This window comes from Streptomyces carminius, assembly GCF_002794255.1.
Lineage (GTDB): Bacteria > Actinomycetota > Actinomycetes > Streptomycetales > Streptomycetaceae > Streptomyces > Streptomyces carminius.
The window spans coordinates 209070-222873 of sequence record NZ_PGGW01000008.1; the positions used below are offsets into that span (position 1 = coordinate 209070).

The 13804-nt window shown below is 73.6% G+C and carries 13 protein-coding genes; 6 read left to right on the plus strand and 7 right to left on the minus strand.

The genetic code is table 11. The annotated features are described in order from the left end of the window. Window positions 1-305 precede the first annotated feature (305 nt). From CUT44_RS01790 to CUT44_RS01800, 3 genes are all read left to right on the plus strand, one after another. Window positions 306-929, plus strand: coding sequence for a TIGR03086 family metal-binding protein (locus CUT44_RS01790; protein ID WP_100200290.1), 624 nt, complete (start codon window positions 306-308; stop codon window positions 927-929). Window positions 930-1039: 110 nt separating this feature from the next. Further along, window positions 1040-1414 (plus strand): DUF6412 domain-containing protein, encoded by a 375-nt coding sequence (locus tag CUT44_RS01795; protein WP_233221102.1) that lies wholly within the window; start codon window positions 1040-1042, stop codon window positions 1412-1414. Window positions 1415-1540: 126 nt separating this feature from the next. After that, window positions 1541-2302 carry a YidC/Oxa1 family membrane protein insertase gene (locus CUT44_RS01800; protein ID WP_100200291.1) on the plus strand — a complete coding sequence of 254 codons (762 nt, stop codon included), beginning with the start codon at window positions 1541-1543 and terminating at the stop codon, window positions 2300-2302. Between the two features lie 147 nt (window positions 2303-2449). On the opposite strand, the gene CUT44_RS01805 is transcribed toward CUT44_RS01800, so the two are convergent. Then, window positions 2450-3280, minus strand: coding sequence for a hydrolase (locus CUT44_RS01805; RefSeq protein ID WP_100200292.1), 831 nt, complete (start codon window positions 3278-3280; stop codon window positions 2450-2452). 400 nt (window positions 3281-3680) lie between these two features. Here CUT44_RS01805 and CUT44_RS32950 point away from each other — a divergent pair, with 400 nt between their 5' ends. Further along, window positions 3681-4238 carry a hypothetical protein gene (locus tag CUT44_RS32950; protein WP_158239553.1) on the plus strand — a complete coding sequence of 186 codons (558 nt, stop codon included), beginning with the start codon at window positions 3681-3683 and terminating at the stop codon, window positions 4236-4238. A gap of 113 nt (window positions 4239-4351) precedes the next feature. Here CUT44_RS32950 and CUT44_RS01815 read toward each other — a convergent pair whose 3' ends face one another. The 6 genes from CUT44_RS01815 to CUT44_RS01840 form a co-directional block, all read right to left on the minus strand. Then, the gene (locus CUT44_RS01815; protein ID WP_100200293.1) at window positions 4352-4843 is read right to left on the minus strand and encodes a general stress protein; all 492 of its coding nucleotides are present in this window, start codon (window positions 4841-4843) and stop codon (window positions 4352-4354) included. A 169-nt stretch (window positions 4844-5012) separates the two neighbouring features. Beyond that, window positions 5013-5627, minus strand: coding sequence for a GTP-binding protein (locus CUT44_RS01820; protein ID WP_100200294.1), 615 nt, complete (start codon window positions 5625-5627; stop codon window positions 5013-5015). Continuing rightward, window positions 5608-6003, minus strand: coding sequence for a DUF742 domain-containing protein (locus tag CUT44_RS01825; RefSeq protein ID WP_100200295.1), 396 nt, complete (start codon window positions 6001-6003; stop codon window positions 5608-5610). The genes CUT44_RS01820 and CUT44_RS01825 overlap by 20 nt, the downstream gene beginning before the upstream one ends. A gap of 1 nt (window position 6004) precedes the next feature. Further along, entirely contained in the window at window positions 6005-6430 is a 426-nt protein-coding gene (locus CUT44_RS01830) for a roadblock/LC7 domain-containing protein (protein WP_100200296.1), read from the minus strand. Continuing rightward, window positions 6427-8829, minus strand: a complete 2403-nt coding sequence (locus tag CUT44_RS01835) for a sensor histidine kinase (RefSeq protein WP_100200297.1) — start codon at window positions 8827-8829, stop codon at window positions 6427-6429. The genes CUT44_RS01830 and CUT44_RS01835 overlap by 4 nt, the downstream gene beginning before the upstream one ends. 336 nt (window positions 8830-9165) lie before the next feature. Beyond that, the gene (locus CUT44_RS01840) at window positions 9166-9558 is read right to left on the minus strand and encodes an RNA-binding S4 domain-containing protein (protein ID WP_100200298.1); all 393 of its coding nucleotides are present in this window, start codon (window positions 9556-9558) and stop codon (window positions 9166-9168) included. A 277-nt stretch (window positions 9559-9835) separates the two neighbouring features. Between CUT44_RS01840 and CUT44_RS01845 the strand changes: the two genes are divergently transcribed. Together CUT44_RS01845 and CUT44_RS01850 are read left to right on the plus strand one after the other, a co-directional pair. Beyond that, window positions 9836-11056, plus strand: coding sequence for a glycoside hydrolase family 6 protein (locus tag CUT44_RS01845; RefSeq protein WP_233221103.1), 1221 nt, complete (start codon window positions 9836-9838; stop codon window positions 11054-11056). Window positions 11057-11465: 409 nt separating this feature from the next. Next, the gene (locus CUT44_RS01850) at window positions 11466-13433 is read left to right on the plus strand and encodes a glycoside hydrolase family 3 protein (RefSeq protein WP_100200398.1); all 1968 of its coding nucleotides are present in this window, start codon (window positions 11466-11468) and stop codon (window positions 13431-13433) included. The last annotated feature ends 371 nt before the right edge of the window (window positions 13434-13804 follow it).

The window sequence follows — 13804 nt, forward strand, 5'->3', positions numbered from 1 at the left end:
GCCGGCATCGCCGGCACTTGTGCCTCTTGTGATTCCTGTGTCACGCCGGGCGCCGTGCGGCGGCCGGCCGCGTAGCGTACCGGTGCTGTCACGCGGTGACACATGGCGTCCCCTCTTCGGGGTGCGAAGAAGGGACGAACGGCGGGCGGCTACCCGGTGCGGTGGCGATCATGCCAGTCGATCGCAAATCTGTTCGCGCCTCTTCCGGCGGCGGCGATGAGTTCCGGCCGCCGGGCCGGTCCTCACGGTGTACGCGTCCCCGGGTGTGCGGAGCCGCATGCCCGCGTCAGGAGGAGGAACCAGAGATGACCGCTCCGGCACCGGCATTCCGGCCGCCCGACCTGGAACCGGTGGCCCGCCGGATGATGCGCGCCGTGGCGGGCGTCCCCGGCGACCGGCTCACCGCGCCCACCCCGTGCGAGGGGATGACCGTGGGCGACCTGCTGCACCACGTCCACGGCCTGTCGGTGGCCTTCCGGGACGCCGCGCGCAAGGACCTCGGCGCCGCCACCGGGACCGACCCCGCCGTCCGGCGGCCCTCCGCCGCGCTGTTGCCCGCCGACTGGCGCGAGGACATCCCGCGCCGGCTGCACGAACTCGTCACGGCGTGGCGCGACCCCGGCGCCTGGGAGGGCGTCACTCAGGCGGGCGGTGTCACGCTGCCGGCCGAGGTCGCGGGCCGGGTCGCCCTGAACGAACTCCTCCTCCACGGCTGGGACCTCGCCCGCGCCACCGGCCAGGAGTACCGCTGCGACGAGGCGAGCCTGCGGGTCTCCGCCGGACTGCTGGAGCAGTCGGCGGACGGGACCGGACGGGAGGGGATCTTCGGCCCCGTGGTCGGGGTGCCGCCCGGCGCCCCGCTCCTGGACCGGGTCGTCGGCCTCGGCGGGCGCCGTCCCGACTGGTCGCCGGCCGCGCTCCGGGAGTAGTCCTGGAAGCGGCGGAGGGAACCGGTCCCGGCCGGGACCGGTTGGGCTAACATCGTCCGCAGCCGCTCCCGCGCCCGCGGGCCAGGCGGCGCGGACGCGGGGAGGTGCGGATGCCGTACGGCGGTTCGACCGGCCGTGAGCCCTCCCTCCGTCGGTGGCGGCCGGGCACGGGCCCGCGCTCGCCGCTCCTGCTGGTTCCCCCGGCAGTACTGACCCTGCTGGCGCTCCTGACCGGTCTGCAACCGGGGCAGGGCGGCCTGGCGACCACCGCGGTGGCACTCGCCGCGACCGCCGCCGCGGGTACCGCCCTCGCCGTGGCCGCCCTCCTGGCCGCACGTCTGGCCCGGCCCGCGCCGCCGGCCCGGATCCGGACCGCGCTGCGCGACCGGGAACGCCGTACCGCCTTCCTGCCGCAGCGCGATCCCGACGCCGCGGGCCGGCCCCGGCCCCGGGCTCCCGGCCGTCCCCTCCCGACGGCCGGGTAGCCGCGGCTCTCCTCTCCCGGATCTCCGGACGCCCCGGAGCACCCCGGCCGGGGGCCGTGTCCGCACGGCTCGTCACGCCGAAAAAGCTCCGTCCGGCACGACGAGACCCCGGGAGGGATCCCCTTCATGCGCACTGTCGCCCAGCTTTTCGCGCTGCTCACCGGCGCACTCGAACCACTCTTCGCCACCTCGGCGACCGCCGTCGCGATCGTCGTGGCCACCATGTGCGTACGCACCCTGCTGCACCCCCTGGCACGGGCGGGGGTGCGGGGCGAGAAGGCCCGGGCCCGGCTCGCCCCGGAGACGGCCGGGCTGCGGAAGCGGCATGCCGGGGATCCGGAACGACTCCGGCGGGCCCTGCTGGAACTGCACGTCAGGGAGGGGGTCTCGCCGCTGGCCGGGATCGCCCCGACGCTGCTCCAGCTACCGGTCTTCTTCGTGATGTACCGGCTGTTCACGGCTCCGCGGGTGGGCGGTGAGCCCAACGGACTGCTGGCGGACCGGCTGGGCCCCGCCCCGCTGGGCGGCCGCTGGACCGACGCGCTCGCCGACGGCGGGGTGCTCGGCGCGCCGGGACTGGTGTACCTCGCGCTGTTCGGGGTGCTCGCCGCGGTGGCGCTGTGGTCGTACCGAAGGGCGCGCGCGGCGGTCGACCCGGCACTCGAACAGACGGTGCCGGGGGCGGCGGGGCTGGTGAAGGTGCTGCCGCTGCTGTCCTTCGGGACGCTGGTCACCGCCGCGCTCGTACCGCTGGCCGCCGGGCTCTACCTGGCCACGACCACGGTGTGGACGGCGGTGGAACGGGCGCTGCTGCACCGCGGTCCCACGGCGGCGGCGCGGACCGGCGCGGCGGGAAGGGCGCGGAGGAGCGGGCCGAACAGGAGCTGAACGGAGCGGCGTCCTGTCGCCTTCTCAGCCTTCCCGGGGCCCCGGCGCCCCGGCGCACGGCCGGTGACGGCCGTGCGCCGGGGCTTCTCACCGTGGGGGCGGGAGTGGGGGAGGGCGCAGGGGAGTGGGGCGCGGTGCACGCCCCGGTCAGCAGCCGATGCGGGAGCTGCCGACGGCGACGTCGTCGAACCACAGGGTGTCGGTGTCCCCGCCGTAGCTCTCCCAGCCCACCCGCAGATCGGTGAGGGAGGGGCGCCAGCCGGGCTTGCGCAGCCACTGGCCGTCGATGTCGTGGGTGGGGGTGCCGTCGACGGCCAGGCCCGGCACGGCCTCGCCGTCCACCCAGGTCTCCAGGTGCCCGGTGGAACCGTCGATCCGGAACTCCACGCAGGTCCAGGTGTTGACAGGCAGGGGGCGGCTCATCGCCACGCCGTTGGGGCTCTGCTCGGGCAGGGTGGCGTCGTCGGACTCGCGGTTCCACTGTAGGGCGCTGTTCTGGCCGCCCATGCGCAGGTCCTTGTTCTCGCCCGCGTCGTGCATGGCCGCGAACGTGACGTGGGCGGCGGGCAGCGGGGTGGTGTGCCGCACCTGGAAGCGGGCCCAGAAGGTGCCGGAGGTGTCCACGTCGTCCAGCGGGGTCCCGACGAAGATGTGGTTGCAGTAGCCGCCCCCGCCGTTGATCCGCAGTGACTTGCCGCCGCTGTGGGCCACCGAGGAGTCCACGCTCGCGGTGCCGGTGCCGGAGCAGTTGGGGGCGCCGGCGGTCCAGCGGCCCGAGGGCTGGGAGCCGGTCTGGGACTCGAAGTCGTCGCAGAAGCCGTCGGTCCCGGCGGTCGCGCAGCCTGCCGCGGCGGGGGCATCGGCGCTCTCGGCGGCGGCGGGGGAACCGGCCGGGGAGAACAGCGCCAGGGTCAGCGCGGCGGCGGCCGGGGCGGCCAGTAAGCCGCGGCGGGAAAGGAGCCGTGCGGTGGGGGGCATGTCGATCTCCTTGGGAAGTGCCGGACGGGCGGGGTCCGTGGCGGCGCGGTGCGCCCGCCCACGGGCGCGGACGGTTCCGGCGGTGCCGTGGTGTGGGGGAAGCCGTGCGGCGGGTGCCTTCCGGGCCCGGTCGTGTCCGGTCGCGGTGGCCGCCGGGCCCGGTCGTACCAGGGCCCGGGGAACCGGTCCCGCTCTCGGCCGAGCGGCGTGGGAGCGCTCCCACGCAGAACTGTAACGGCCGTGGGAGCACTTGGAAACCCCGCCTCACGGCCCGGCCACCGGGCACACGGCCAGGCGGATGAACGGGCGGGGCCGCCGCTGCGTACCCCTTCGCGTGCCCTGCGGCGCTCGCGGCGGGGCACGGGCCGTTCCGTCTGCCGCCCACCGTGAGGACATGCCGATGACAGAGCGAAGCAGCCTTCCCCTGCGGGCCCTTCCGTCCGGGAGGGCCGAACTCCACGTGGTGCTCGACCTGGACTGGGCGGACATCGCCGCCCTCGGCGCGGAGGCCGGACGGCTGGCCGACCGGCTCCAGCGTGCCGTCACTCTGGATGAAGCCGTCAGTCACCGGCTGAGCACCGGGTCCGGTACCCGGGCCACCGTTCCGGTCGTGCCCCCCGGCCCTGGTCCGGCCGCGGTCCCCGCGGTAGAGCGGGACCGCTCGAGAAGCGCCGCCCCGGCGTCCGCCGGTTCTCCGGGAGCCGAGGCCGGCCGTCACGCGGCCGGGCGGGACGGCGGCTCCGCGGCCTCCGCCCCGGTCTCCGCCGTCACCCCGATGTCCGGGGCCGCGGCCGGACGGGACCGGGCCGCCTCCCCTGCCGGGCAGCACCCCGCGGAGGAGCGGCGGACGGTGGAGCGCGTCTCCCTGGCCGCGTCACCCGGGAGTGCCGGGCATTCCGGGGCCGCCGACACCGCCGCCGTCCCCGGGGCCTACCGGGCCACCGGGACCGCCGGCTGACCGGCGGCCCGTACCGTCCGGCTCCCGGTGGCGCGCCGGGGAACGTCCGGAGCCGGGACTTTGAACCGGCGCGGGGCGTGGTGCCCCCGCCCGTGAGGAGGGGTGAGGACGTCTCAGGCGGTTCCGGTCAGCCCCTCGCGCTGGAGGATGGTGCGGGCCTGATCGGCGTGTCCGCCGCGCACGATGACGTCGTAGCGGGCGGCGGCCAGGGACCGGGTCGAGGAGAAGTCACGGCGTCCGCCGGTCGCCGCGTGACCGACGAAACCGAAGGCCGCGCCCCACAGCGCGCCGATGAGCAGACCACCGAGGATCAGTCCCAGCCAGGCGGGACCGGGGGTGAACAATCCCACCAGCAGACCGATGAAGAGGCCGAACCAGGCACCGCTGGCGGCGCCGAGCCCAGCCGCGCGGCCCTTGGTCATCCGGCCGGTGACATGCTCGACCAGGCGCAGGTCCGACCCGACGATGTCGATGTGCTCCACGGGGAACTTCTCGTCGGAGAGCCGGTCGACCGCGGCCTGGGCCTCCTCGTAGGCGGAGTAGCTGGCCACCGTGTTCCAGGCATCGCTGACCGGATCCGGGGGGTTCGGGTCGATGTGCGCCATCGTCGCACTCTCCTTCCGTTCGGTGCGCGCTACTGGCCGCCTGCCCGGAGGGTGCCGCTTTATGGCTGGAGAGTCCGGGACGGCGCACGCTCCGGCCGGCCGGGATCCGGGCGGGGGCCACCCCGGCCACCGGTACGGCGAGGCCGACCGGTGGCCGGGGCGGGCGAGGTCAGCCCGCCGGTGTGCCCACGGGCGCCGGCCGGGACAACAGCAGATCGACCAGCGCGAGCAGCAGATCGCGGCCGACATCCTGGCGCCGTACGTCCCCCATCAGCAGCGGGACGCCGGGATCCAGGTCGAGGGCCTCACGGACCTCCTCCGCGGTGCGGTCGCAGTGGCCGTGGAAGCAGTTGACCCCCACCACGAAGGGGATGCCCCGGCTCTCGAAGAAGTCGATGGAGGCGAAGCTGACGTCCAGCCGTCTGGTGTCGACCAGTACGACCGCGCCCAGCGCACCGTTCACCAGGTCGTTCCACATGAACCAGAAGCGCTCCTGGCCCGGTGTGCCGAACAGGTAGACCACCAGTTCGGGGTGGATGGTGATCCGGCCGAAGTCGAGCGCCACCGTCGTGGTGCTCTTGTCCGTCAGTCCCTCGATGTCGTCGACGCCGACACTCGCCTGTGTCAGGTACTCCTCGGTGCGCAGCGGAGACACCTCGCTGACCGCTCCGACCAGGGTCGTCTTGCCCACCCCGAAGCCGCCGGCGATCAGGATCTTGACGGCCGAGGGGGTGGCTGGGCCGTCCCCCCGCCCGGCCGGGTGATCAGAGTTTCCGGAGTCCATCCCTCACCGCCTGCAGAAGAGTCACGTTCAGTCCACCGTTTTCCCGGGCCACCAGCGGTGGCCGGACCGTCACCCTGCCGAGCGACACCAGGTCGTCGATCAGGATCTTCGTCACCGACACGGGCAGGTCGAGCGCCGCGGCGATCTCCGCGACGGCGGCCGACCCGCGGCACTGCTCCACAATGGCCTGGTGCTCCGGCTCCAGCCCTCTGACCGGTGGCTGGTCGCCCTGGAGCTCGACGGTGGTCACCACTGTGATCAGACCGAGGTCACCACGTTCCGGAACAGTCCTGCCACGGGTGATGGCATAAGGCCGGACCAGGGAGTCGTCGGCCTCCTCGTATCCCGGGTCGTCGTCCGTCCAGTGGCCACCCACATCAGCCTCCGTCCGTGACCGTGCCGTCGGTACGGGCCTCGGTGCCCAGCTTCTGGCCGACCTGCTGGACGAGGGTGTGCATGGCGACCGCCATCACCTCGGCGTCGACGTCCTGGGACGCCACGACGGCCAGATGGGTCCCCTTGCCGGCAGCGGTGATGAAGAGCCACAGGTCTGCCAGCTCCACGATGACCTGACGCACCGGCCCGCCGCGGAAGAGTTCGTCCACTCCCCGGGCGAGGCTCTGCTGCCCGGTGGCCACGGCGGCGAGTCGTTCGGCGTCGGTGCGATCGATGGTGCGGGACTGGCTGACGACCAGCCCGTCGTCGGACAGGACGATGGCGTGCCTGGTGCCCGCCACCTGATCGACCAGTCCGTCCAGCAGCCAGTCCAGGTCCTGGTCGGTGGCGGTGGTTCGCTGTGTCATCGTGGGTCTTCCGTCGCGTTCTGGTTACGGCCCGGCGTACTGCCGCCGGTCGGGGGGTGGCCGTCTGGGGAGGACTGTCGGTGTGCGGCGCGGGACTGCCGCTGGAAGGCGCCGATGGCGGCGCCGGAGCGGGCGGGTTGCGGATGCGGTCCGGTTTCCTCCTGGGGGGTGCTGCCGGAAGGCTGCTCCGGCTCCCTGAGTTCGGCGGCGAGACTGGCCCGGCGGACCCGCTTGGGCAGTGGGTGCGCCGCGGCGTCGGGAGAGGGATCCCCGGAGGACCGGGGCCGCGTGCCGGGCCGTGCTTCGTCCCGCGGGGCGGGGACGGAGATTACCGTGCCCATCGCCTGACCGCGCGAGCGGGCCGGCAGTTCGGCGGGTGTCTCCCGGACCGGGTCCGGGACCCCCCGCAGCGGTGTCTGCCCGGTCTCCTCACTTCCCGCCCCGTCCGGACCCGGTCCGTCCGCGATCAGTTCGGCGGGTATGAGCACGATCGCCCGGGTGCCGCCGAAGACCGACGGACGCAGCTCCACGTCCACTCCCAGACCGTGGGCGAGCCGTGCGACCACGTACAGACCGAGCCGGACGTCGTCGACCCGGGACATGATGTCCATCCTGGGCGGCTCGGCCATCAGCCGGTTGATCCGCTCGTACTCCTCGGGCTCCATGCCCAGACCGCGGTCCTCGATCTCCACGGCGAGGCCCCGTCCCACCAGTCCGGCCCGTACCTCCACGGGAGTGGGGGGCTTGGAGAAGGTGGTGGCGTTCTCCATCAGCTCGGCCAGGATGTGGACGGTCGGCCCCACGGCGCGTTCGGACAGCCAGGGCTGCCCCTCGACCTCGATGTGGATGCGGCGGTAGTCCCGTACCTCTCCCAGCGCGGCACGCAGGATGTTCAGCGCCCGCACCGGTCTGCGCCAGCGCCGCTGGGGCTGACCGCCGCCGAGGATGACCAGGTTCTCCTCGTAGCGGCGCAGCCGGGCCGTGAGGTGGTCGAGGTCGAACAGCCCCTCCAGCACCTCGGGGTCCTCGTGCCGGCGTTCCATCTCGTCGAGCTTCTTGAGCTGCAGACCGATGAGCAGCTGGGTGCGGCGGGCGATGCGCTGCAGGAGCCGCTCGAAGCCGCGGTGCTGTTCCGTCTCCCGCACGGCGGTCTCGATGGCGCTGCGGCGGGCGGTGTTGAGGGCCTGGCCGAGCCGGCCGAGGTCGTCGTCACCGTGGCTGACCTCGGAGACCTCGGCGTCGACGTCGATGTTCTCGCCCCGGCGCAGTCGCTCCACGATGCCGGGCAGCTTCTGCTCCAGCTCCAGCGCCTCGTCGCGCAGCGCCAGGACGCGCCGCCGCAGCAGGCTGGTGAGCCAGAGGCTGAGCAGGACGACGACCACCACCGCGCCCAGACCGACGGCGCTCGTGGTGACCAGCCGGTTCAGCAGCGACTCCATGGAGGCGTCGCCCGCCGCCCAGACGAACTCGACCCGTATGCCGGACAGCCTGCCGAGCTGTTCGTGCACCTGGGCGGACGCCTGCTGCCAGCGAGCGGCCCCGCCGTCCTCCAGGACGGTGGAGGCACTGCTGCCGGAGGAACGCAGCAGGGCGTCCTGCATGCCGGCGACGGCCTGCCAGGCATCGCCGTCGACCATCTTCCGGTAAGCCGCGGCCTCGCTGTCGCGGAGGTGGGGCTCGTACCCCTGCTCGACCAGGTACCGCTGGACGCTGACCAGTTCCACGAACTGGTCGTACTCGGCGGGGCCGAACTCGTCCGGGTCTCTGGCCAGCAGGGCGTCCTGGCGGGAGAGCATCTCCTGGGCCCTGGAAAGGTTGTTCAGGGGCCCGCTGAGGACGGTCAGCTCCAGGTCCTCCGTCTGGCCGAGGGACTCGAAGAACCGGAGGCCGGCGGCGGTCAGCCCGTTGAAGCGCTCGTAGACCTGCTGCTGGGTGGCGTCCCCGCCGTCCATGGCCGCGCGGATCTCGCCGAGTTCGCCCAGTTTCCCGCGGATCTCCGTCAGTCCGTCCCGCGTCTGCGGATAGGTGTCGGAGATCTCGATGTCGGAGAGGGACTCGAAGGTGCGCACGGCCCGGTCGGTGCGCTTGCGCTGCTTCTCCAGGGCGGGGCGGCCGGCGCCGGGGTCGTTCAGTGCGAAGGCGCTGATCCCCCGCTCCATCTGCAGGGCGAGGAGGACGTCCGTGGCCGGGTACGCGGCGCGGTTGGCGATGGTGTGCTGGGTGTCCCGGTTCTGCCAGGTGGTCCCGAGCTGCACGGTGCTGACCGTCCACAGGGCGGCCAGTGCCACGCTGGGGACGACGGCCAGGATGAGCAGGGCTGTCCGGAGTGATTCCAGGCGGGACGAGCCCTTCTTCGTCCTTCGCCTCTGCCGTCCCGGCACGGTGACGCGCGGTGCCATGTCTCCCCAGCGGTGGTTGTGGTGATGGGCCGCCGCTGGTGAGGGCGGCGTCGAACGGGGCGATGGTAGCCGTATGGCCGTTCAGAGGGAAACAAGTGTGGACAACTCACCGAGAACGGCGGGCAGAAGCATTTCCCCTGGTGGTGGCGGTGCGCCGGGCTGAGGTGCCGGACGGACCGCTCCGGTGCCGTGCCGGCTTCGGGCTCGTACCGGTGTTTCTTCCGGCGCTCCCCGATGGACGCCCGGTGGGCTCTGCGCGAGCCGGCCCGCGCAGAGCCCACCGGGCGTCCGCTTCCGGTCCCTCAAGACCCGGAATCGCTGTGGTGTTCTCGCCCGCTAATCCCGGTCGGCGGTCCCGCGGCCGCGCAGCCGCTCCAGATCGCGCCGCTCCCGTTTGGTGGGCCGTCCGGCGCCCCGTTCGCGCCGGGCCGCGGGAGCGGTGTACTCGGGCGGTGGCGGCGGCGGGCTGTTGTCGACGAAGCACTCCGCCGCGACGGGCGCGCCGACGCGCTTGCGTACCAGGCGCTTGACGACCACGATCCGCTCATGTCCCGAGTGGCGCAGGCGTACCTCGTCACCGGAGCGCACCGGGGCGGCGGGTTTGGCGCGCTCCCCGTTGATCCGGACATGGCCGGCGCGGCAGGCGGCGGCGGCGGCCGATCGTGTCTTGGTGAGCCGGACGGACCAGATCCAGCTGTCGATCCGTACGCTCCCCTCGGCTGGGGTCATGTCCCCGACTCTAGAGGAGGAGTGCCGCGCGGTGCGGCCGCCGGCCGCCGACGGCTGCGCGGGCATATGCGGAAACCGGCACTGTTGTTCGCCTCCGCAACGGGCCGGCGGTCGGGCGCCGGGTGCCGGGAGCCGTGCCGAAGAAAACCGGGACGGGGGGTCTTGACGCGCGGTCCGGACGGGTAGAAGGTCTGGCAGCGGATATGGGAGCGCTCCCACGAGGGGGACCGACTCGGGGAGTGCTCCGCCGGACCGCTCACGTCAGGAGCCGAAACACGTGCACAGACGGAGAAACAGGCGGGAGAACGGGCGGGGGAGCGCCGCCGTCGCCACCGCCGCGCTGGTGTTGCTCGCGGGGACCACGGGAACGGCCGGCGCCGCGGCCGGCTCGCCGGAGGCGGGGAAGGACGACCGGAGGCCGAGCGGGACACGCCTGTACACACCGCCCGCCAACCCGGACGCGTACGACCAGATCCGGGAGCTGGTGAGGGCCGGGAAGCACAAGGACGCCCTCGCCGTCGCACGGATGGTGCGGACTCCGCAGTCCGTGTGGTTCAACGGCCGGGGCGACGACAGCCTCATCCGCGGCGAGGTCCGCGAGGTCGTGCGGGACGCGGCGCGCAAGCGGGCACTGCCGGTGCTGACCCTCTACAACGTCCCCGGCCGGGACTGCTCGCAGTACTCGGCGGGCGGGGCCGCCGACACCGCCGAGTACCAGGCGTGGATCGACGAGGTCGCCAAGGGCATCGGCAAGAAGAAGGCGCTGGTGATCCTGGAGCCCGACTCCCTGGCCCTGCTGCCCTCCGACTGCGGACAGGACGACGAGGAGGGAACCCTGACCGCCGCCCGCTACGCTGAGGTCGGCTACGCCGTCGACACCCTCACCGCCCTGCCCGGTACCACCGTCTACCTCGACGCCGGCCACAGCGGCTGGCACAGCGTCAACTCCATCGTGCCGCGACTGATCGAGGCGGGGGTCGAGAAGACCCGGGGCTTCTACCTCAACGCCTCCAACTACCGGTCCGACGAGGAGTTGGCCCGCTACGGCGAACTGGTCTCCGGCTGTCTGGAGTACGCCGCAGGCGGCGGTGACCCGGCCGACTGTCCGAACCAGTGGTGGGACCAGGAGGACGCACAGGCCTGGCTGGACGAGAACGTCACCCCTGACCCGGCCGACCAGCCCCACTTCGTCACCGACACCAGCCGCAACGGCCAGGGCCCCTGGACCCCGGACACCGACCAGTACCCCGACCCCCAGGAATGGTGCAACCCGCCGGACCGCGGTCTGGGCAAGCGGCCGACCACCGCCACCGGTGATCCGCTGAACGACGCCCACCTGTGGATCAAGATCCCCGGTGAGTCGGACGGCGAGTGCCTGCGCGGCACGGAAGGACCGGAGGACCCCGCGCGCGGCATGATCGACCCGCCCGCCGGCCAGTGGTTCCCGCAGCAGGTCCTGGAACTGGTGCGCAACGCGGAGCCGCCGCTGCGCCCCTGACCGCCGACCGCCCGTCCGGCCGGCTCGACCGCGCCTGGAGTCCCGGACGGGAACCCCGGTTCGGTGGCGCGATGAGGGCGCGCCACCGAACCGGTCACCCGTCCGGCCCCGGTGTCTCCTCCGCCGGGGCCGGACGGCCCGTACCAGCCCCCGCCGAAGAAGTCACGAGAACCGAAGAGCCACCCGAGACCAGTTCACCGCCGCCGAGGAACTGTCCGGACCGGCCCGGTGGCCGTCGGCCGGACCGGTGAGACACCGGACCGTGTGTTTCCGCCCCCACCGGAAGGACGACGCCGTGACGAGATGGACGACGAGAGGGGCCGGCGGACCAGCCGGCGAACCGGCCGCCGGACGGACCGCGCTGCGCGGCAGGTTACGGAGGTTCACCGCGGGAGCCGCCGTGACCCTCATGGCCGCGTGCACGCTGAACAGCGCACCCGCGGTGGCCTCGGCCGACGCGCCACCGGTCTACGAGGACCCGGCCCTGCCGGTGGACGACCGCGTCGAGGACCTGCTGGCCAGGATGACGCTCGACGACAAGATCGGGCAGATGACCCAGGTCGACCGCGGCGCGCTGGAGGACCAGTCGGACCTGGCGGCCTACCGCATCGGCTCGGTCCTCTCCGGGGGCGGCTCCGCCCCCACCCCCAACACCCCCCAGGCCTGGGCGGAGATGTACGACTCGTTCCAGCGGGCCGCGCTCTCCACCCCGCTGGGCATCCCCCTGATCTACGGCGTGGACGCCGTCCACGGCCACAACAACGTGCGGGGTGCCACGGTCTTCCCCCACAACATCGGCCTCGGCGCCACCCGCGACCCCGAACTGGTGGAGCGGATCGGCCGCGCCACCGCCGAGGAGGTCGCCGGCACCGGTATCGACTGGACCTTCGCGCCCTGCCTGTGCGTGGCCCGCGACGACCGCTGGGGACGCACCTACGAGTCCTACGGCGAGAAGCCCGAACTGCCCGGCGCGATGACCACGCTGATCGACGGCCTCCAGGGCCCCTCCCTGGACGCGCCCGGCTCGATCCTGGCCACCGCCAAGCACTACCTCGGCGACGGCGGCACCACCGGCGGCGTCGACCAGGGGAACACCGAGCTGAGCGAAGCGGAACTGCGCGAGATCCACCTCCCGCCGTTCCGGGCGGCGGTGGAACGCGGGGTGGGTTCGGTGATGGTCTCCTACAGCAGCTGGAACGGCGTGCGGATGCACGGGCACCGCCATCTGATCACCGACGTCCTCAAGGGCGAGCTGGGCTTCACCGGCTTCGTCGTCTCGGACTGGGCGGGCGTCGACCAACTCGACGGCCGGGAGGGCTTCACCGCCGCCGAGGTGCGGGACGCGGTGAACGCCGGCATCGACATGGTCATGGTGCCGTACGACTACCGCAGGTTCACCGAGCTGCTGCGCGGCGAGGTGCGGGCCGGGCGGATCCCGATGGAACGCGTCGACGACGCCAACCGCCGCATCCTGGCGAAGAAGTTCGAACTGGGCCTCTTCGAGAACCCCTACACCGACCGCTCCTACACCGCCACCATCGGCTCCGACGCCCACCGCCGGCTCGCCCGCGAGGCGGTGCGCAAGTCCCAGGTGCTGCTGAAGAACTCCGGCGGCGTCCTGCCGCTGGACAAGTCGGCCAAGGTCTTCGTGGCGGGCAAGAACGCCGACGACATCGGCCACCAGAGCGGTGGCTGGACCATCACCTGGCAGGGCGGAAGCGGGGACATCACCCCGGGGACCACCGTTGTGGAGGGCATGCGGTCACTGGCCTCCGACCCGTCGCGGGTGACCTACGACCGGTACGGCGACGGCGTCGACGGCTCCTACGACGTGGCGGTGGCCGTCGTCGGCGAGACCCCGTACGCGGAGATGGAGGGCGACCGGCGCGGCTCGATGGGCCTGGACCGGGAGGACCTGGCCACCCTGGAGAGGCTGCGGGCCTCCGGGGTGCCGGTCGTGGTCGTGCTCGTCTCCGGCCGTCCGCTGGACATCGCGGAGCGGCTCGACGGCTGGGACGCGCTGCTGGCGGCCTGGCTGCCCGGCACCGAGGGCGCCGGGGTGGCCGATGTGCTCTACGGCGACCACGCGCCGACGGGGAAACTGCCGATGACCTGGATGCGCTCCGTGAGCCAGCAGCCCGTCAACGACGGCGACGGCAAGACTCCGCTGTTCCCCTTCGGCCACGGGCTCACCTACTCCGCCGACCACCGGACCGCGGACCGGCGGACCGGGAGCTTCCGGGCCGAGGTGACGGTGCACGGCAACGTCCCCGCCCCCTCGGAGGGCCGGCGGGCGGCGCCGGTCCCGGCGGACGGGCCGGAGACCGGCAGCGTCCGGTCCGGAACACCGCGCCCATCCGCTCCGGCGGCCCGGTGACCGTGCCGGGCACCGGCCGGAACGCGCGGCCGGACCCCGGCGGACCGGCGGCGTCCGGTTTCACGGCCACCGGCTCCCCGGCCGTCCCCTCCACCCCCCGCACCGGTTCCTGACGCGGACCGGCACGCACCCCGGTGACCGGGGTGCGGCGGTCCCCCCGCCCGCCGCACCCCGCCCGGCCCGCGGGTTTCCGCCCCCTCGGCCCGGGTACCGGAGGGCAGGTCAGCCCGTCCGGGACCGGCCGAGGGACGCGCGGGACGGCCGGTACGGAGGCGGACGGCGGCACAGCGGTGCGGCCACCACGATCGCGCGGCCCGGCACTCCGACCCGCGGGGGCGCCGGGCCGTATCCGCACAGGACGGTGAACGTGT

Bases quoted from the DNA above. Each gene is read 5' to 3' on its own strand.
- CUT44_RS01790 (WP_100200290.1), top strand. From the start codon at position 306: ATGACCGCTCCGGCACCGGCATTCCGGCCGCCCGACCTGGAACCGGTG.
- CUT44_RS01795 (WP_233221102.1), top strand. From the start codon at position 1,040: ATGCCGTACGGCGGTTCGACCGGCCGTGAGCCCTCCCTCCGTCGGTGG.
- CUT44_RS01800 (WP_100200291.1), top strand. From the start codon at position 1,541: ATGCGCACTGTCGCCCAGCTTTTCGCGCTGCTCACCGGCGCACTCGAA.
- CUT44_RS01805 (WP_100200292.1), bottom strand. From the start codon at position 3,280: ATGCCCCCCACCGCACGGCTCCTTTCCCGCCGCGGCTTACTGGCCGCC.
- CUT44_RS32950 (WP_158239553.1), top strand. From the start codon at position 3,681: ATGACAGAGCGAAGCAGCCTTCCCCTGCGGGCCCTTCCGTCCGGGAGG.
- CUT44_RS01815 (WP_100200293.1), bottom strand. From the start codon at position 4,843: ATGGCGCACATCGACCCGAACCCCCCGGATCCGGTCAGCGATGCCTGG.
- CUT44_RS01820 (WP_100200294.1), bottom strand. From the start codon at position 5,627: ATGGACTCCGGAAACTCTGATCACCCGGCCGGGCGGGGGGACGGCCCA.
- CUT44_RS01830 (WP_100200296.1), bottom strand. From the start codon at position 6,430: ATGACACAGCGAACCACCGCCACCGACCAGGACCTGGACTGGCTGCTG.
- CUT44_RS01835 (WP_100200297.1), bottom strand. From the start codon at position 8,829: ATGGCACCGCGCGTCACCGTGCCGGGACGGCAGAGGCGAAGGACGAAG.
- CUT44_RS01840 (WP_100200298.1), bottom strand. From the start codon at position 9,558: ATGACCCCAGCCGAGGGGAGCGTACGGATCGACAGCTGGATCTGGTCC.
- CUT44_RS01850 (WP_100200398.1), top strand. From the start codon at position 11,466: ATGGCCGCGTGCACGCTGAACAGCGCACCCGCGGTGGCCTCGGCCGAC.